16 protein-coding genes are annotated in these 16,810 nt (G+C 57.9%); 3 read left to right on the forward strand and 13 right to left on the reverse strand.

The annotated features are described in order from the left end of the window. Nucleotides 1-53: 53 nt before the first annotated feature. The 10 genes from AC1DCP_RS09230 to rpoZ form a co-directional block, all read right to left on the reverse strand. Entirely contained in the window at nucleotides 54-431 is a 378-nt protein-coding gene (locus AC1DCP_RS09230) for a response regulator (protein ID WP_025592901.1), read from the reverse strand. Nucleotides 432-567: 136 nt separating this feature from the next. After that, nucleotides 568-1,320 carry a Crp/Fnr family transcriptional regulator gene (locus AC1DCP_RS09235; RefSeq protein ID WP_003512249.1) on the reverse strand — a complete coding sequence of 251 codons (753 nt, stop codon included), beginning with the start codon at nucleotides 1,318-1,320 and terminating at the stop codon, nucleotides 568-570. A 182-nt stretch (nucleotides 1,321-1,502) separates the two neighbouring features. Further along, a complete protein-coding gene (gene era, locus AC1DCP_RS09240) occupies nucleotides 1,503-2,453 on the reverse strand; it encodes a GTPase Era (protein ID WP_013635798.1) in 951 nt (316 codons plus the stop codon). An 83-nt stretch (nucleotides 2,454-2,536) separates the two neighbouring features. Next, nucleotides 2,537-3,250 (reverse strand): ribonuclease III, encoded by a 714-nt coding sequence (gene rnc / locus AC1DCP_RS09245; protein ID WP_003512245.1) that lies wholly within the window; start codon nucleotides 3,248-3,250, stop codon nucleotides 2,537-2,539. Then, complete coding sequence (gene lepB / locus AC1DCP_RS09250; RefSeq protein ID WP_003512243.1) at nucleotides 3,247-3,993, reverse strand: signal peptidase I; 747 nt, start codon at nucleotides 3,991-3,993, stop codon at nucleotides 3,247-3,249. The genes rnc and lepB overlap by 4 nt, the downstream gene beginning before the upstream one ends. A 211-nt stretch (nucleotides 3,994-4,204) precedes the next feature. Beyond that, complete coding sequence (gene acpS / locus AC1DCP_RS09255) at nucleotides 4,205-4,609, reverse strand: holo-ACP synthase (RefSeq protein WP_003512241.1); 405 nt, start codon at nucleotides 4,607-4,609, stop codon at nucleotides 4,205-4,207. Continuing rightward, nucleotides 4,606-5,184 (reverse strand): DUF2062 domain-containing protein, encoded by a 579-nt coding sequence (locus AC1DCP_RS09260; RefSeq protein WP_003512239.1) that lies wholly within the window; start codon nucleotides 5,182-5,184, stop codon nucleotides 4,606-4,608. Before AC1DCP_RS09260 ends, acpS begins: the two co-directional genes overlap by 4 nt. 446 nt (nucleotides 5,185-5,630) lie before the next feature. Further along, on the reverse strand, nucleotides 5,631-5,777 hold the full coding sequence (locus tag AC1DCP_RS09265) for a hypothetical protein (RefSeq protein WP_003496944.1): 147 nt from the start codon (nucleotides 5,775-5,777) through the stop codon (nucleotides 5,631-5,633). Nucleotides 5,778-5,974: 197 nt separating this feature from the next. Then, complete coding sequence (locus AC1DCP_RS09270; RefSeq protein WP_003512236.1) at nucleotides 5,975-8,209, reverse strand: RelA/SpoT family protein; 2,235 nt, start codon at nucleotides 8,207-8,209, stop codon at nucleotides 5,975-5,977. A gap of 132 nt (nucleotides 8,210-8,341) precedes the next feature. Further along, nucleotides 8,342-8,734, reverse strand: coding sequence for a DNA-directed RNA polymerase subunit omega (gene rpoZ, locus AC1DCP_RS09275; RefSeq protein ID WP_003512234.1), 393 nt, complete (start codon nucleotides 8,732-8,734; stop codon nucleotides 8,342-8,344). A 391-nt stretch (nucleotides 8,735-9,125) separates the two neighbouring features. On the opposite strand from rpoZ, the gene AC1DCP_RS09280 reads away from it, so the two are divergent. Then, the gene (locus tag AC1DCP_RS09280; protein ID WP_013635795.1) at nucleotides 9,126-9,695 is read left to right on the forward strand and encodes a LabA-like NYN domain-containing protein; all 570 of its coding nucleotides are present in this window, start codon (nucleotides 9,126-9,128) and stop codon (nucleotides 9,693-9,695) included. Nucleotides 9,696-9,919: 224 nt separating this feature from the next. After that, complete coding sequence (locus AC1DCP_RS09285; protein WP_065688164.1) at nucleotides 9,920-11,419, forward strand: globin-coupled sensor protein; 1,500 nt, start codon at nucleotides 9,920-9,922, stop codon at nucleotides 11,417-11,419. A 159-nt stretch (nucleotides 11,420-11,578) separates the two neighbouring features. Here AC1DCP_RS09285 and smpB read toward each other — a convergent pair whose 3' ends face one another. Next, the gene (gene smpB / locus AC1DCP_RS09290; RefSeq protein WP_003512228.1) at nucleotides 11,579-12,061 is read right to left on the reverse strand and encodes an SsrA-binding protein SmpB; all 483 of its coding nucleotides are present in this window, start codon (nucleotides 12,059-12,061) and stop codon (nucleotides 11,579-11,581) included. Nucleotides 12,062-12,223: 162 nt separating this feature from the next. After that, nucleotides 12,224-13,108 carry a 4-hydroxy-tetrahydrodipicolinate synthase gene (gene dapA / locus AC1DCP_RS09295; protein WP_065658095.1) on the reverse strand — a complete coding sequence of 295 codons (885 nt, stop codon included), beginning with the start codon at nucleotides 13,106-13,108 and terminating at the stop codon, nucleotides 12,224-12,226. A gap of 387 nt (nucleotides 13,109-13,495) precedes the next feature. On the opposite strand from dapA, the gene AC1DCP_RS09300 reads away from it, so the two are divergent. After that, nucleotides 13,496-15,568: a lytic transglycosylase domain-containing protein gene (locus AC1DCP_RS09300; protein ID WP_162696049.1), complete on the forward strand. Its 2,073-nt coding sequence runs from the start codon at nucleotides 13,496-13,498 to the stop codon at nucleotides 15,566-15,568. Between the two features lie 145 nt (nucleotides 15,569-15,713). Here the strand turns inward: AC1DCP_RS09300 and AC1DCP_RS09305 are convergent, their stop codons facing one another. Continuing rightward, complete coding sequence (locus tag AC1DCP_RS09305) at nucleotides 15,714-16,760, reverse strand: porin (RefSeq protein ID WP_013635791.1); 1,047 nt, start codon at nucleotides 16,758-16,760, stop codon at nucleotides 15,714-15,716. Nucleotides 16,761-16,810 lie beyond the last annotated feature (50 nt).

Here is a 16,810-nt window from a genome sequence, read left to right on the forward strand (position 1 = left end):
ATCTGTCCGAATTCCGATTCAAGCCCGATCATAACCGATCTGACGGCGAAACGTTATTCTTTTACGGTGTCGCGCGCCGCAGCAACGAGCGTCGTCACGAAATCGGCGATTTCGTTTTCACCGAAAGGCTTGCCCAGCAGGGGCGCATGCACGAGATCTTCGGGAAAACCACTCGTGTCGCCATAACCGCTGACGAAACCGAAGGGAATTCCGTGATCGCGCAGGTGGCGGGCAAAATCGTAACTCTTGCCGTCGGAAAGGCTGACGTCGAGAAGCACGCAATCGGCGCCATCCCGCCCTAATGCGTCCTGTGCCTGCGCAAGTGTCGTCGCAATCGTGATGGTTTCAACGCCGATGGACTGGAGAACCGCCTCGACGTCAAGCGCCACCAGATATTCATCTTCAACGATGATGCAGCGTTGTGGCACCATGTTTCTTCTTCTTTCAACGTGAAGGGAACCAGACGGATTTGCGCCGCTGTCGCCAATGTGATTTTCAAGCGCCATGTCGACAGAGTTCGCAAATTACGGACCCAACGTCATTTAAAAAAGACATGTCGAAAAAAGATCAGATGAAGGGTCTTGGCCGCTTTTCATCGTTTTGCCAACCGGCAACATGGCTCAGTCCGGCATCGTCCAGCACCAGACAGCCCTTGTCCGTCCAGCGAATCAGACCGCGATCGACAAGCTTTCTCAAGGTCTTGTTGGTGTGGACGATGGAGAGGCCAAGCGTATCGGCAACGTGCTGCTGGGTCACCGGGATCGGCGTTTCGCCCTGCACGAGATTAACCGCCTTTGCCTTGCTGTAAAGGAACGCGATGAGATACGCGGCACGCTCGATCGCGGTGCGCCGGCCGATGCTGAGCAAGTGGTTGTCGAGCATGCGCTCCTCGCTTGCTGCAATCCACGTCAGGTCATAGGCAAGGGTCGGATGATCGGTGAAGAGGTTGTTGAGTCGCGAGCGTTCGAAGACACACAGCGTCACCGGCGACAGCGCCTCCACCGAATGCTGCATTTCCCCCATGACCGTGCCCTGCAGGCCGACGAGATCGCCTGGCATGACATAATTGAGGATCTGCCGCCTCCCGTCTTCCAGTGTTTTATAACGGAAAGCCCAGCCTTGAAGGACAGTGTAGAGATGGGCGCTGTGCGACCCTTCCATCAAAATGACGGAACCGCTTTCGACCGCCAGTTCCCCTGTCTTGAAACGGGAGACGAAATCCAGTTCGGAAGAGGAAAAGTCCCTGAAATGCGGCAGGTCGCGCAAGGGACAGTGCTGACACGGGGTGGTGGAAATTCCGTTCGGTTTTTTTGGCGACATGAATATCCATCATCGAAAAAAAGGTTGCGCCCAATCGTTTTGGAACAACCCACCCGAATGCATTCGGTTCCCGATAAAAGGTTGAAGATATTCAGAATGTTCGTTGTGTGCCGTTCCGTTTCCGGCCGGCACATCCACATTCCTGTGCCTGTCACAGGAATGTGGGAGGAACCGCATGTGCCTTATCCCCGCGGAAATTCCAGGCCCATTTCGCGGAAACGTTCGGGGTCGTCGCCCCAGTTTTCGCGAACCTTGACGAACAGGAAGAGGTGGACCGGCTGTTCGAGGATTTCAGACAGTTCCTTGCGCGAGGCGGTGGAGATCGCCTTGATCGCGTCGCCGTTCTTGCCGAGAGCGATCTTCTTCTGGCTGTCGCGCTCGACGTAGATCACCTGCTCGATGCGCACGGAGCCGTCCTTGCGTTCTTCCCACTTCTCCGTCTCGACATGCGAGGCGTAGGGAAGCTCCTGATGCAGACGCAGGAACAGCTTTTCGCGGGTGATTTCGGCGGCAAGCTGGCGCATCGGCAGATCGGAAATCTGGTCTTCCGGATAATACCACGGACCTTCCGGCAGGGTATCGACCAGATAATCCATCAGGTCTTCGCAGCCCGAACCGTTGGTGGCCGAAATCATGAAGGTCCGGTCGAAGGTCACGTGCTCATTGGCGGCGGCAGCAAGCTTCAGCAGATCTTCGCGCTTCACCTGGTCGATCTTGTTAAGGCAGAGGATTTTCTTCTGCGGAACATCCTTCAGCCCCTCGAGAATCGCTTCCGCGTCACCCTTCAGGCCGCGTTCGCTGTCGATCAGCAGCAGGATGAGATCCGCATCCTTCGCTCCGCCCCAGGCCGAGGTGACCATGGCGCGGTCGAGCCTGCGGCGCGGCTTGAAGATGCCGGGCGTGTCCATGAAAACAATCTGCGCATTTTTGTGAATGGCGATGCCGCGCATCACCGCGCGCGTCGTCTGTACCTTGTGGCTGACGATCGAAACTTTTGCACCCACCAACCTGTTGACCAGCGTCGACTTGCCGGCATTGGTCGGGCCGATGAGGGCCACGAAGCCGGAGCGGGTCGGAAGGGCGATGTCTTCGCCGGCAACGGCGGGGTTTTCGTGATCGGTCATGATATCCATTCAAGGTCTGAGGTATTCAACATGCGGCCACAAGGCTCGCCATGCGCTCGATTTTAGCGCCACTATCTTTCGGGCGCTCAGTTCTAGGTGGAGCTTTTCTGCCAGACGCCTTCGCGTTCCAGCAATCTGGTTGCTGCCACCTGTTCGGCTGCGCGCTTGGAACGCTCGACGCCGGTTTCCGGCTTCACGCCGGGAATTTCCACCGTCACGGTGAAGCTGGGATCGTGATCCGGTCCGGAGCGATCGTCAACCCGATAAGCGGGCGTAACCGCAAATCTGGCATGCGCCCATTCCTGCAATTCAGTCTTGGCATCGCGCCGTCCGGCATCCACGCGCGTTGCGCGGCCCTGCCAGTATTTCAGAATGAACTTGCGGGATGCCTCCAGACCACCATCCAGATAGAGAGTGGCGATCAGGCTTTCGACCACATCGGCGCGCACGTTCAGCATCGCCTTGCCGGTCAGCTTCTTCACATCCGATCCGGTGCGAATGAAATTATGCAGGCCCATTTCGTCGCCGATAGCGGCGCAGGATTCGGCGCTGACAAGCTGGTTGAGGCGAACAGAAAGCTCACCTTCGCTGGCGTTGCGGAAGGTGGAGAACAACAGTTCGGCAACACAAAGGCCGAGAACGCGGTCGCCCAAAAACTCCAGCCGCTCGTAATTGCCCGCCGCAGCGGAACGGGCACTCGCATGGGTCAAGGCCCGGTCGAGCCGGGCCTTTTCCTTGAATTCATATCCGATCAACGCTTCGAGACGGGAAATCTCCGCAATCGACAGCGGCTTGGTCTTGCTCATCCCACAACCTTGAAGAGACGGTCCCAGCGCATGTTGGACGGCCAGTCCCAAATGCGGCTGAACGGCGTGTCATTGCCCAGCGAGAAGAAGATGACGCTGGCGCGGCCGATCAGGTTTTCTTCCGGCACGAAACCGACATCGAAACGGCTGTCGAGCGAGTTGTCGCGATTATCGCCCATCATGAAATAATGGCCTTCCGGCACCAGGAATTCGCGAGTGTTGTCGCCGCGCGAATCGGGCGACTGGTCGAGCGTGTCGAAGGTGACGCCATTATCGAGCGTTTCGCGGAACACCGGTACATTGGCGCCCGGATCGGCACGGTAATCGGAGGTGAAGGTGCCATCAGGCTGCTTCGGAACCGGCTGGCCGTTGATGAACAGCACGCCGTTCGTCACCTGGATGCGGTCACCGGGCAAGCCGACGAGACGCTTGATGTAATCGACTTCAGGATTGGGCGGCAGGCGGAAGACCACGACATCGCCACGCTTGGGCTTGCTGAATTCGAGGATACGGCCGGAAAACAGGTTCGGCGAAAAGGGCAGCGAATATTTCGAATAGCCGTAGGAGAACTTGTTGACGAAAAGATAGTCGCCTACCAGCAGCGTCGGCATCATCGAACCTGAAGGGATCGTGAAGGGCTGAAACAGCACGGTGCGGATGACCATGGCCAGCAGCAGCGCCTGAATGATGACCTTGACGTTTTCCCAGAGGGCGTTCTGCTTCTTTTCAGCTTTTTCGGACACTTAAAGACCTGCCTGATTGTTTACCGGTTCCTGCGATTTGACGGAGGCGTCCGGGCCGTTGTTGCTCGCGACTGCGGCGGGGTGAAGCAATTTTTCACGCAGCCAGCGACGCTTTCATATTTCTGCGACTTCTCTAGAACCTTTCCAGCCGGAAGGGAAGCGCTTCTGTCATACGCCTGCAAATAGGCCGCCAATGCGGCAGCCGCCGGTCTCAGTCGCTCACGGGAAGCGCCTCGATAATCACAAATGCCTGAGCGTAAGGGTAATCGTCCGTGATGGTCAGATGGATATTGGCGCGGTGACCGGCGGGCAGCATGGCCGCCAGCCTTTCTGCGGCACCGTTGGTGAGCGCCATGGTTGGCTTGCCGCCCGGCAGATTGACGACCCCCATGTCCTTCCAGAAAACGCCGTTCGCAAGGCCGGTTCCGAGCGCCTTGGAGCAGGCTTCCTTGGCGGCGAAACGCTTGGCGTAGGATGCCGCGCGGTTCTTGCGGCCATCGGACTTGGCGCGCTCGATATCGGTGAAACAGCGGTGCGTGAAACGTTCACCGAAACGGGTGAGCGAATGTTCGACGCGGCGGATATCGATCAGGTCGCTGCCCAATCCAAGGATCATTTCAACATCTCCAGAGACGCGTTTTTATTGGCGGCGCGATGCGCGAGATTTTCCATCTTGCGGCGCTGGAAACCGCTGATGAGGCTGTAGACGGTGATATAGGCGATCACCGCGCTCACGGCCGCGGGCAGAAGCGCACCGACGGTCATGGGTTCCAGCACCGGCCTCCATATCTGCCGGAATTCGAGGTGGCTGAACAGCGCAACGAAATCCACATGCGCAACCCCCGCCTCCTTCTGTCGTCCGAGCAGGAAATGCCCGAGTTCCCAGGTGGACGCCCAGATGAACGGAAATGTCAGGGGATTGGCGAAGGTGGTGCCGAGTGCTGCCGCAACGAGATTGACGCGCATGAGGAAACCGAGCGCCATGGCGATAATGATATGCACGCCGAGAAACGGTGTCCACGCCACGCCGATACCGAGCGCGACACCGGCGGCAATCGAATGCGGAGACGCAGACAACCGCAGGAGACGCAGCTTCATATAGCGCAGCGAACGGGTAAATCCCGTGCGCGGCCAAAAGAGGTCACGAATCTTCTCTGAAAAACCAACGGGTTCACGGCGGCGAAACGGCATAAGGGCAGTCTATTTCATCGCTCCGGCTGAGCCAAGAGCATCGTATACGACACGGGGATTTCTTTTGCAGGCACATTTTCCCGTTATTCCGGCCTTTAGCTGGAATTCCGCCCACATCCCGTGGCATCACCAGAGAATACGAACCTTGCCGAACACTCTGACGTCATCCCCAGGCTTGTCCCGAAGATTTGCAAACGACTGATTGAATGCAAGGTTATCATATCTCTGCGACGAGCCAAGGATGACGTCGAGGAAACAAGCACCTCTCGCCATCAAATTCGTTTTAAAAGCAGCGTGTCCTATCATTTAGACCGGACAGCGGTGAACGCCCGTTCGTAGCGCGCATTCACACAGCCTTAAGAGACACGAGAAGGAGCTGACCGATAACGGCCACCCACCTTCCAAGTCCCATACGCATGGCGAACGGCTGCCATGCGCTGAGTGCATTACCGGCGGAACAGGCCGCGGTCGATTTCGCGCTGGCGGAACTCGAGGTCGACATTCGACACGGAGCCGCTGAGATATTCGAATTCGCGTTCCTGGGTCGTCTTGCCACGAACTGCACGGGCGATCTTGCGAAGCGGAGTAAACATGATTTCATGTCCTTTCAGTTTGGAAATGGCGTTTCTCATCGGGGTAGGACCACCGGCACGCCGCGTTTTCCGTTTTTCAATTTCTAAAAGGAAGATAGTCGCAAACCACATGCGCGACCAGAGACAGTAAAAGGCCGCTGCCATGCATCCAATGCATAACAGCGGCCTTTTGGAATGTGCGAATGATCAAAAATGCCTCAATCGAAGGCACGTTTGACCGTGGATACGCAATCGAGGTCTTTCAGCTGCGAGAGCAGCTGGTTGAGTTGCCGTAAATCCCAGACTTCGACATCCAGCGCCAGTTCGGAGAAATCCGTGCCGATGCGGACCATATTCAGGGCGCGTATGTTGACATCCAGCGTCGCGATCGATTGCGCCACGGAGGCGAGCGTGCCGGGTTCGTTCAGCGCGTTGATCATCACTCGCGCCATGAAGCGCGACTTGTTCGCCTCATCAAGATCCCAGCGGACATCAATCCAGCGCTCCGGCTCATCGTCGAAACGCTGCAGCGCCGGCGCCTGAATGGGATAGATGGTGATGCCCTTGCCTTTTTCCATGATGCCGACGATGCGATCACCCGGAACGGCGCCGGCGGCACCAAAATGCACATCGACATTGCCGGAAAGGCCACGGATGGGCAGCGGGTCCGGTCCATCGAGCATTTCGGCTGCGCCATCGTCTTCCAGAACGGAGCGCGACTTTCCGGGGATCTTGAAGACCATACCGGAAGCGCTGCGCATGTTGAACCAGCCGTCGTCGCCGGTCATCTTCACCGTCACGCGCTCGTCCTGATAATCCGGATAGACTGCACGCAGCACGTCGAGCGAGGAGACCTCGCCGCGCCCGACAGCGGCGATAGCGTCTTCCACATCCTTCTGCGCCAGACGATGCAGCACGGGTTTTAGCGCGTCACGCGAGAAGGCCTTGCCGGCCCGCTCGAAGGTGCGCTCCAGAATACGGTAACCGAGACCCGAATATTGCTTGCGAATGGCCATGCGCGTGGCGCGGCGGATGGCCGAGCGGGCCTTGCCCGTCACCACCACCTCTTCCCATGCAGCGGGCGGAACCTGCACGCCGGAGCGGATGATCTCCACCTCGTCGCCGTTGTTGAGCCGGGTCACAAGCGGCATGATCCGGCCGTTGATCTTGGCGCCAACTGTGGTGTCGCCGATATTGGTGTGCACCGCATAGGCGAAATCGATGGGCGTCGCGCCACGCGGCAGCGCAATCAGCTTGCCCTTGGGTGTGAAGCAGAACACCTGGTCCTGGAACAGTTCCAGCTTGGTATGTTCGAGGAATTCTTCCGGGCTGTCGCCTTCTGCCAGCGATTCGATGGTGTGGCGCAGCCAGGAATAGGCGTTGCTCTCCGGCGAGAGCAGATCGCCCTCCCCGTTTTCGCCGTCCTTATAAAGCGCATGGGCGGCAATGCCGAATTCGGCGATTTCGTGCATGCGCTTGGTGCGCAGCTGCAACTCAATACGCTGGCGCGAAGGGCCAACGATCGTGGTGTGGATGGAACGATAGTCGTTCTGCTTCGGCGTGGAGATATAGTCCTTGAAGCGGCCGGGTACCACGCGCCAGCGGGTGTGGACAATGCCGAGCGCCCGGTAGCAGGAAGGAATATCGTCCACCAGAATGCGGAAGCCGTAGACGTCGGACAGTTGCTCGAAAGAGAGCGATTTCGACTGCATCTTTCGGAACACCGAATAGGGCTTCTTCTGACGCCCCTTGACGCTGGCGCCGAGAAGGCCATTCGCCACGAGTAGCTCGCGCAATTCGTCCTCGATCTTCTTGATGAGCCCTTCGTTGCGCGTTTCCAGTTCCTGAAGGCGGTTGGTCACCGTCTCATAGGCTTCCGGATTGAGGTAACGGAAGGACAGGTCCTCCAGCTCGTCGCGCATGTCCTGCATGCCCATGCGGCCCGCGAGCGGCGCATAGATTTCCATGGTTTCTTCGGAAATGCGGCTGCGTTTGTCCGCCGGCATATATTCCATGGTGCGCATGTTGTGCAGGCGGTCGGCCAGCTTCACCAGAAGAACGCGCACGTCGTCGGAAATGGCAAGCAGCAGCTTGCGCAGGTTTTCGGCCTGCTTGGCCTTGCGCGTGACGAGATCGAGTTTCTTGAGCTTGGTCAGCCCCTCCACCAGTCTGCCGATATCCTCGCCGAACAGCTCGTCGATTTCAGCGCGGGTAGCGGTGGTGTCCTCGATCGTATCGTGCAGCAGCGCCACAGCGATGGTCGATTCGTCGAGATGCATTTCCGTCAGGATGGCGGCAACTTCCAGCGGATGCGAGATATAGGGGTCGCCATTGGCCCGCTTTTGCTGGCCATGTTTCTGCATTGCATAAACATAGGCCTTGTTCAGCAGGGCCTCATTCGCATCCGGTTTATATTTTTGAACCCGCTCAACGAGTTCGTATTGCCGCATCATGCGATATTCCACAAAAAGAAAGCGCGCCAACCTTGGGGTCGGCGCACAATGCTGCATCAATAGGGATCAGATTATGACGGCAAATATTGACAGACGGTAACCACCGCCTGCCAATGGCGTCATAAAGTCAGATCAATAGTCGTCATTTTTTTCCGGCGGCACAAGGCCTTCGATACCGGCCAGCAGTTCTTCTTCCGACATCTGGTCGAAAGTAACGGTTTCCGGCTGGTCGTCCTCTTCGCCATCGGCAGTAGCGGAGGCTGCCAGCGTAACCGGATCGGGCTCGGGCTCGTCCACTTCCACATGCTTCTGCAGCGAATGGATGAGATCTTCCTTGAGGTCGTCGGGCGAGAGCATCTCGTCGGCGATTTCGCGCAGAGCGACGACCGGGTTCTTGTCGTTATCGCGGTCAACCGTGATGGACGAGCCCTGGGAAATCTGGCGCGCACGGTGGCTGGCGAGAAGGACCAGCTCGAAACGGTTGTCTACTTTATCAATGCAATCTTCAACTGTGACGCGGGCCATTGCCTGTCCTTTGCGAGTCGTAATGTCGTGGATCAGAGCGCCGTGCTTTCTTGAGGATGCACAAGGGATGCTCTAACCTATTGAATCTGCGCTTCGTGCCTTGCGAAAAACGCTTTGGATTCCTCGCGACGAAGCCTTCCAGCTTCCGATACAGCCATTGGCCGCGGAATTCAAGTTTTTCCTGTCTTTGGCGTCTTTTGGCACCTTATTGCCCTTGTTTGGCGTCTGATGAACAAAATGTCTAGAAGAATTGTCTTGGAATACGGGTGAAGTTACCTTACTTAAAACGCAACGGCGCTACGCAAAATTCGTTGATACGACATGATTTTTCGCATTTGCGACCGGAAATAAAAGCCAGATAATGGCCTTTCCAAAAAAGGAATGGGATGGAATGTTCGATCCACGGGAGAAAATTGCGCTCTTTATAGATGGAGCCAATCTTTATGCAGCATCTAAAAGCCTGGGGTTCGATATCGACTATCGCAAGCTTCTTAAGGCGTTTCAGAAGCGCGGATACCTGCTGCGCGCCTACTATTACACCGCATTGATCGAGGATCAGGAATATTCCTCGATCCGCCCTCTGATCGACTGGCTGGATTATAACGGCTACAAGGTCGTGACGAAGCCGGCGAAGGAATTCACCGACGCGCTCGGTCGCCGCAAGATCAAAGGCAACATGGATATCGAACTTGCTGTCGATGCCATGGAACAGTCAGAGACCGTCGATCATCTGGTTCTGTTTTCCGGTGACGGCGATTTCACCAAGCTGGTAGACGCGCTTCAGCGCAAGGGCCGCAAGGTTTCCGTGGTGTCCACCATGGCAACGCAGCCCGCAATGATCGCCGACGATCTGCGCAGGCAGGCAGATCACTTCATTGATCTCATGACCTTGAAGGCCGAAATCGGGCGTGACCCGAACGAGCGCCCTGCCCGGCACGTCGAAAGCCCCGAAACGATCTGATCCCGGTTTTTAAGCCGCCGACCTAATGAGAACGCGTCCGTCTGCAAGGCGGGCGCGTTTTTGTTTGGCGCCACAACCGTGTATTCCTGGCGGAAAATTCCTCTTAAAATTAACAAACATCAAATTCGGCCAGTCAAAATTATATCTTGGTTAATTTTAGACGTGTCTAAATCACCCAACGGCACCAACGACATGATTTCGGTGTCAAATCAGGATGTTCAGACATGCATGGCCAAGTAAAAACCAATCAACAACTCGACGAAAGACTTAATTTTCTGGGGCTTGGCCAGGAGCAACGGCAAAACCTTTCGGACATGAAGGGCGTCATTACAGGCTCGCTCGACGCCTCTCTCGACCGTTTTTATGCGAAGGCGCGCTCCGTGCCGGAAACGGCGAAATTCTTTGCAAGCGACGCGCATGTCCAGCATGCCAAAGGCATGCAAATGAAACACTGGGCAAGAATTGCCTCCGGCGCCTTCAACTCGGACTATACCGATGCCGTGACGGCCATCGGCCGTACCCATGCAAGGCTGGGGCTGGAGCCGAGATGGTATATTGGCGGTTACGCGCTGATGCTTGATGGCATCGTCAAAGCCGTTATCAATTCGGAACTGAAGGGCCTTTTCCAGGAAAAGAAGGCCAAGAAGCTGAACGACGCCCTGACGGTAACGATCAAGGCCGCCCTTCTCGACATGGACTATTCGATCTCCGTCTACCTCGACGTGCTTGCCGCCGAGCGGCTGAAGGTCGAGGAACGACAGGCGCAGATGAAGAAGGAGCAGGAGCACGTTCTCGAACTGCTCAACAACGCCCTGAACAAGCTGGCGAATGGCGACCTCACCTCCAGCATCAACGAAAAGACTGCACCGCAATTCGAGGGTCTGATTGCCAATTTCAACGCTGCGGTCGGCAATCTCGCGGGTGCATTCTCGCAGATCGTCGAGGAAGCCAACAAGATATCAGGCAATACGCGCGAACTGACATCGGCGACCGACGACATGGCCCGCAGAACGGAGCAGCAGGCAGCAGCCCTTGAGGAAACCGCCGCCGCCGTGGAGGAAATCACCACCATTTCCAAGCTTTCGGCGCAGCGCTCCGAAGAAGCCAAGGCCATCGTCGAAAGCTCGGCCGCCGAAGCGGCGCGGTCACGGGATGTGGTGACGGAAGCGGTAAAAGCGATGGGCGCCATCGAGGAATCGTCGCAGAAGATCACCCAGATCATTTCCGTCATCGACGAGATTTCGTTCCAGACGAACCTTCTGGCGCTGAATGCCGGTGTGGAAGCCGCGCGTGCCGGTGAGGCTGGCAAGGGTTTTGCCGTCGTCGCCCAGGAAGTGCGCGAGCTGGCACAGCGTTCAGCCAACGCCGCCAAGGAGATCAAGACCCTCATCACCAAATCCTCGGAGGATGTGATGCAGGGCGTATCGCTGGTCAATAAAACCGGGCAATCGCTGAATACGATCGGCAACAAGGTGGATCATATTCAGGAACATATCACCTCGCTGACCAAGGCGGCCCAGGAGCAGTCCGTCGGCATTCAGGAAATCAGCGCCGCCATCAACAGCATGGACAATCTGACCCAGAAGAATGCGGCCATGGTGGAAGAAACCAACGCGGCCACGCACAATCTGAGCGATGTGAGCGCCAATCTGGCGGCACTTGTCAGCCGGTTCAGCGTTTCGGCGTCCACGTCCTATGTGGAGCGGACTTATAGGGCGGCGTGAGAGCTGTCTATTCAAGAGGCGAAAGCATCCCCGCTCTCATTCCTGTGCTTGTCACAGCAATCTAGCCAGCCCAAATCCTTGGGCTGAAAAGAACTCTCTCGCCGCGCAGACGCGCGGCGGCTTGATTCCTGCGACAAGTGCAGGAATGAGGGATGAGCTCTAGGCGTTGTTGCCCTTCAGCAGCCGCGACTTCTGCCGGTTCCAGTCGCGTTCCTTCTCCGTCTCGCGCTTGTCGTGCAGCTTCTTGCCCTTGGCCAGTGCCAGTTCCAGCTTCGCACGGCCCTTTTCGTTGAAATAGACCTTCAGCGGCACCAGCGTCATGCCTTCACGGTTGATGCCGGCGCGCAGACGGTTAATCTCGCGCTTGTTCAGCAGCAACTTGCGACGGCGGCGCGGCTCGTGGTTGAAGCGGTTGGCCTGCAGATATTCCGGCAGGTGGGAATTGATGAGCCAGATTTCATCGCCCTCGTCCGATGCGTAGGACTCGGCGATATTAGCCTTGCCTTCGCGCAGCGCCTTGACCTCGGTGCCGGTCAGCACCAAACCCGCCTCATAGGTGTCGATGATTTCGTAGTTGAAACGAGCCTTGCGGTTTTCCGCAACGATCTTGTTCACCACGCGCTGGCTGCCTTTGGGGGCCATGATATTTCAATCCCTTGTTTTTCTTATTGCGCCTGCGGCTTGTCCGCCACGAGCGGTTTTCACGTTTCTATTTAGTATCGTCGTTACGAAAAGAAAAGGCGCGCGAAACGGCTTCTGTCGCGAAGCAGTCCCATTGCGCGCCTTTCGGGTTTCAGGTGTCCGTCAGTTCATCAGGCCGGCATGCTTCAGTGCCGCGTCGATTGCCGCTTCCGTTGCCGGTTCCAGCGTGCTCATCAACGGCGAGCGGACCTTGCGGTTACCGCCACGGGTCTTTGAAAGCGCATATTTTGTGCCGCAGACACCAGGTTCCATGAAGATGGCCCGGTGCAGCGGCATCAGGCGGTCCTGATACTCCAGCGCCTTGGCGTAGTCGCCTGCAAGCATGGCCGCCTGGAATTCGGAACAGAGGCGTGGCGCAACATTGGCGCTGACCGAAATGCAGCCGACGCCGCCATGGGCGTTGAAGCCAAGCGCCGTGCCATCTTCGCCGGACAGCTGGATGAAATCCTTGCCGCAGAAAATCCGCTGTTCGGAGACGCGGTCGAGCTTGCCCGTCGCATCCTTGACGCCGACGATGTTCTTGTGCGCCTTTACAAGCGCACCCATGGTTTCCGGCGACATATCCACCACCGAGCGCGGCGGGATGTTATAGATGACGATCGGCAGTTTCACCGCTTCCGCAACTGCGGAAAAATGGGCGAAAAGCCCCTTCTGCGTCGGCTTGTTGTAATAGGGGGTGACCACCAGCAGCGCATCCGCGCCGGCATCCTGCGCGTGCAGGGCAAGTTCGATCGCTTCATCGGTATTGTTGGAGCCAGCGCCCGCGATGACCGGAACCCGTTTCGCCGCTACCTCGATGCACAGCTCGACCACACGTTTGTGCTCGTCATGGGACAGGGTTGGAGATTCCCCCGTCGTGCCCACAGGCACAAGTCCGTTGCTGCCTTCGGCAATCTGCCATTCCACATGGGCGGCAAATGCCTGTTCGTCCACGGCACCATTGTCCGTAAACGGGGTAATGAGGGCGGGAATTGATCCCTTGAACATACAAAGCTCCTGGCGCCGAGCCGGTTCATGCTTCGGCCGCATTCGATGGTTAAAACCGGCACACATTAGTGCCAGCCCTTGGCGCCGACAAGCGCAAAGGCAGCCTATTTTGTCCGAAATTGTCGGAAGTGTGACAGTCGCGGAAGCTCACGCGGCAGGCAAAAAACGAGGCGGTGGAATTTTACGCCGCTCGCAGACCGGTGAATAAAAGTTGATTGGAGTGCCGAGCGGAAAGTAAGGTTTCGTTAAGCACAGTCTCCGTAGATTCCAGAGCGGGATCTGAGGCGAAACTCATAGGTGCAACGCACTGGCGCATTTCGCAATCCCGCTGCAATGAAACGACAATACAAGAAGGTCGATTGTTTCCGTCCAGTGATGAAGAGCGGTATGAAAAAGACAGTTTGGGGATTGATGGCGGCAGGTCTTGCCGCGACCGTTTGGAACGCGCTGGCCGGCCCCGTGCCGGAAGCTGCCGTGCCGCTTCCCTATGTGAAGCCGAATGCGCCTGCTGTTCCCGCCTTCATGCCGGCCTCGCCCGAAATTACCGGCGCCATACCACGCCTTAACCGGCCTGACGATGCGAGCCAGCTTAAAGCCGGACTGGATGCGCTTTCCAGCCGCGACACGACACGCGCCATCGCGGTTCGTAACGCCATGCAGACAGGCAGTCTCGACCGGCATATTCTTACCTGGGCGATTGCCATTTCCGGGCAGAAGGACGTGCCTTCCGCCGAAATCACTACAGCCCAGAGCGAACTGGCGGGGTGGCCGGGTGCGGCGACGCTGCGCGCCAATTCCGAAAAGGCGCTTTACCGCGAAAATCCACCGGCACCCCAGGTGCTTGCCGCTTTTGGCAGCGGCCGGCCGGAAACAGCCGAGGGCACCGTTGTGCTGGCCAAGGCCCTCACCTCTTCCGGCAAGGCTTTGGAAGCACAACGCCTCATTCGCCAGCTCTGGGTGAGCGAAGGCATGGACAAGGACATGGAAGACCGTGTTCTTGCCGAGTTCCCCACTTATCTGACGCCCGCCGACCACAAGGCGCGCATGGATTATCTGATGTATCGCAGCCGAATCGGCCAGGCGAAACGTTTCGGTGATCTCGGCAAGGCGCAATCGCTCTACAATGCCTGGGCCGCCGTGCTGCAGCGCTCAGGCAATGCCGTGGCGCTGCTGGGCAAGGTTGACGCCAACTTGCGCAGCGACCCTGCTTTTCTCTTCGCGCGCATCGAAAATCTGCGCAACCAGCAGAAATATCCGGAAGCCGCAGCACTTTTAAAGCAGGCGCCGAAGGACACGGCAAAACTCGTCAATCCCGGCGAGTGGTGGAACGAGCGGCGAATCATCGCGCGCGGCGTCGCCGATCTCGGCGATTTTGCCGAAGCCTATCGCATCGTCGCCAATCATTCGGCCACATCAGCCGTCGATGTTGCCGATGCGGAATTCCATGCCGGCTGGTACGCGTTGCGGGCACTGCGCGATCCCGCCACGGCCTCACGCCACTTCAACACCCTTTTGCAGACCTCGAACCGGCCACTTTCCGCCTCGCGGGCCTATTATTGGCTGGGGCGGGCGGCGGAAGTGGGCGGGCCGGGCAATGCCCGCGATTTCTTCACCAAGGCGGCTGCCCATTCCGGCACCTTTTACGGCCAGCTTGCTGCCGCACGAATCGATGCAAAGACGCTGAACGTCACATACCCTGCTCCGAGCGCTGCCGACCGTGAACGATTTGCCGGCCGCGAAGCCGTGCGGGCCATCGACAGGCTGGAAGTCGCAGGCTACGGCTGGCGGGCCGACAGCCTCTACAGGTCATTGGCAGATCAGCTCGACAGCCCGGGCGAGCTTGCCATTCTGGCAGCAAGGGCAGAGGGCAACGGCAACCATCAGGTATCACTGCAAATCGGCAAGACGGCCTTCAGCCGCGGCATCGACGCGGCCGCCCTTGCCTATCCGCTCGGTGTCATTCCCGCCAGTGCCAATATTGCCGGCTCCGGCAAGGCGCTTGCCTATGCCATCGCCCGGCAGGAAAGCGCCTTCAACCCGGCCGCCGTCTCCGCTGCGAATGCTCGCGGTCTGCTGCAATTGCTGCCGGGAACCGCCAAGGGCGTGGCCGGACGCCACGGCCTGCCCTACACTCAGGCGATGCTGACCAGCGACGCCGGATATAACGCCACGCTCGGCGCACATTATCTCGGCGAACAGATCGACAGTTTCGGCGGCTCCTACATCCTCACCTTCATCGCCTATAATGCCGGCCCGAAACGTGTACCGGAATGGATCGCCCGCTATGGCGACCCGCGCGGCAAGCCTATCGACGATGTCGTGGACTGGATCGAGCGCATCCCCTTCCCCGAAACCCGCAATTACGTGCAGCGGGTGATGGAGAATTATCAGGTCTACAAGACGAGGCTGGGGCAACAGGCCGATATTGTTGATGACCTGCGTCATGGCCGGGCGGGATAGAAGACCGGTTCATCAGTTGACTACTGTCAAAATATCAAAGCACCGGCAGGCCCGGTGCTTTTTTTGTTTTCAGGATTTACCGCACTCAAACGAAAAAGCCCGGCTCAAGAGCCGGGCTTTCCATCACTGACAATGTCAGATCAGATTAGAACGTGCGCTGAAGGCGAACGAAGCCGGTCCAGCTGTCGCCGGTCGGACCATCGACGTCCTGGTAGTTTGCAGCGATCTTGGCATCGAGACCCTGGGTGATCTTGTAATCAACCGTCAGGCCAGCGCGCCATGCATCGTTGTCGCCGGTGAAGTCACCATCAGGAGCGATATCGATCGTACCGAGGTACTGAGCGCCGGGGGTGATGGTCAGCTTGTCAGTTGCCTTGATTGCGTATTCAGCAGCAACTGCCCACTCGGACTCTTCGTAGTAGTAGTTTGCGCCAGAAGCCCAAACGCCAGAGAGACCGAAGGTGCCGGGACCGATGTCAGCCGTCAGGATAGCGCGGATTGCACCATTTTCCTGGTCGGTGTCATAGGAGCCGAGCAGGTTGGCAGAAACTGCGCCGAACTTCGCGCCGATGATGCCGCTGACGCCGACGTTGTTCGGGCCTTCAAAGACGCCACCCTTGGCAACGCCGAGGTTGGAGTTGCCGTCACGTACCGAGTCGAGTTCTTCAACGCTGATACCAGCATAGAACGAACCAGCATCGTAGGTGTAACGCAGAGCGTTGCTACGGGTGGAGTTCGAAGAAAGGATATCGGTTTCGCCGGAGAGATCGTCATCCCACCAGGTGTACATGTAACCGACCTTCAGGCCGCCGAGTTCGATGAAAGCCTGGTCGACGTTGACGCCACGGTCGCTGTCGTTGTTGGCCTGGCCACGAAGACCGATGTAACCACGCAGAGCGCCGAGTTCGGTGTCGGTGCGGGTGTCGATGTTGAACTGGGCGCGCGTGAACGAGTTCCAGTCAGACGTACCGGACTGGTTACGACCGAAGTCCGTCTGGAAACGGATGTAACCGTCGAACTTCAGGCAGGTTTCGGTGCCGGGGATGTAGAAGAAGCCCGTGCCGAAAGCGTCGCAAACGCGAACGTATTCCAGGGGCTCAGGCTCAGCAGCGACGATAGCGTCGGCAGCGTGAGCGCCGGATACTGCTGCGAGAGCCGCAGCGGAGCCGATCAAAAGGCTCTTGATGTTCATGGTTGACCTCCAGTCAAACGCTTAATTTTCTAAGCAGCGGGTGGGGAAAC

Source organism: Agrobacterium sp. 10T429 (genome assembly GCF_056393925.1).

What these genes read in the sequence shown, in the direction of transcription:
- AC1DCP_RS09260 (WP_003512239.1), bottom strand. Translation starts at nt 5,184, where the DNA reads ATGCCGTTTCGCCGCCGTGAACCCGTTGGTTTTTCAGAGAAGATTCGT.
- AC1DCP_RS09305 (WP_013635791.1), bottom strand. Translation starts at nt 16,760, where the DNA reads ATGAACATCAAGAGCCTTTTGATCGGCTCCGCTGCGGCTCTCGCAGCA.
- AC1DCP_RS09265 (WP_003496944.1), bottom strand. Translation starts at nt 5,777, where the DNA reads ATGTTTACTCCGCTTCGCAAGATCGCCCGTGCAGTTCGTGGCAAGACG.
- rpoZ (WP_003512234.1), bottom strand. Translation starts at nt 8,734, where the DNA reads ATGGCCCGCGTCACAGTTGAAGATTGCATTGATAAAGTAGACAACCGT.
- rnc (WP_003512245.1), bottom strand. Translation starts at nt 3,250, where the DNA reads ATGAGCAAGACCAAGCCGCTGTCGATTGCGGAGATTTCCCGTCTCGAA.
- acpS (WP_003512241.1), bottom strand. Translation starts at nt 4,609, where the DNA reads ATGATCCTTGGATTGGGCAGCGACCTGATCGATATCCGCCGCGTCGAA.
- era (WP_013635798.1), bottom strand. Translation starts at nt 2,453, where the DNA reads ATGGATATCATGACCGATCACGAAAACCCCGCCGTTGCCGGCGAAGAC.
- dapA (WP_065658095.1), bottom strand. Translation starts at nt 13,108, where the DNA reads ATGTTCAAGGGATCAATTCCCGCCCTCATTACCCCGTTTACGGACAAT.
- AC1DCP_RS09285 (WP_065688164.1), top strand. Translation starts at nt 9,920, where the DNA reads ATGCATGGCCAAGTAAAAACCAATCAACAACTCGACGAAAGACTTAAT.
- smpB (WP_003512228.1), bottom strand. Translation starts at nt 12,061, where the DNA reads ATGGCCCCCAAAGGCAGCCAGCGCGTGGTGAACAAGATCGTTGCGGAA.
- AC1DCP_RS09300 (WP_162696049.1), top strand. Translation starts at nt 13,496, where the DNA reads ATGAAAAAGACAGTTTGGGGATTGATGGCGGCAGGTCTTGCCGCGACC.
- AC1DCP_RS09235 (WP_003512249.1), bottom strand. Translation starts at nt 1,320, where the DNA reads ATGTCGCCAAAAAAACCGAACGGAATTTCCACCACCCCGTGTCAGCAC.
- AC1DCP_RS09270 (WP_003512236.1), bottom strand. Translation starts at nt 8,209, where the DNA reads ATGATGCGGCAATACGAACTCGTTGAGCGGGTTCAAAAATATAAACCG.
- AC1DCP_RS09280 (WP_013635795.1), top strand. Translation starts at nt 9,126, where the DNA reads ATGTTCGATCCACGGGAGAAAATTGCGCTCTTTATAGATGGAGCCAAT.
- AC1DCP_RS09230 (WP_025592901.1), bottom strand. Translation starts at nt 431, where the DNA reads ATGGTGCCACAACGCTGCATCATCGTTGAAGATGAATATCTGGTGGCG.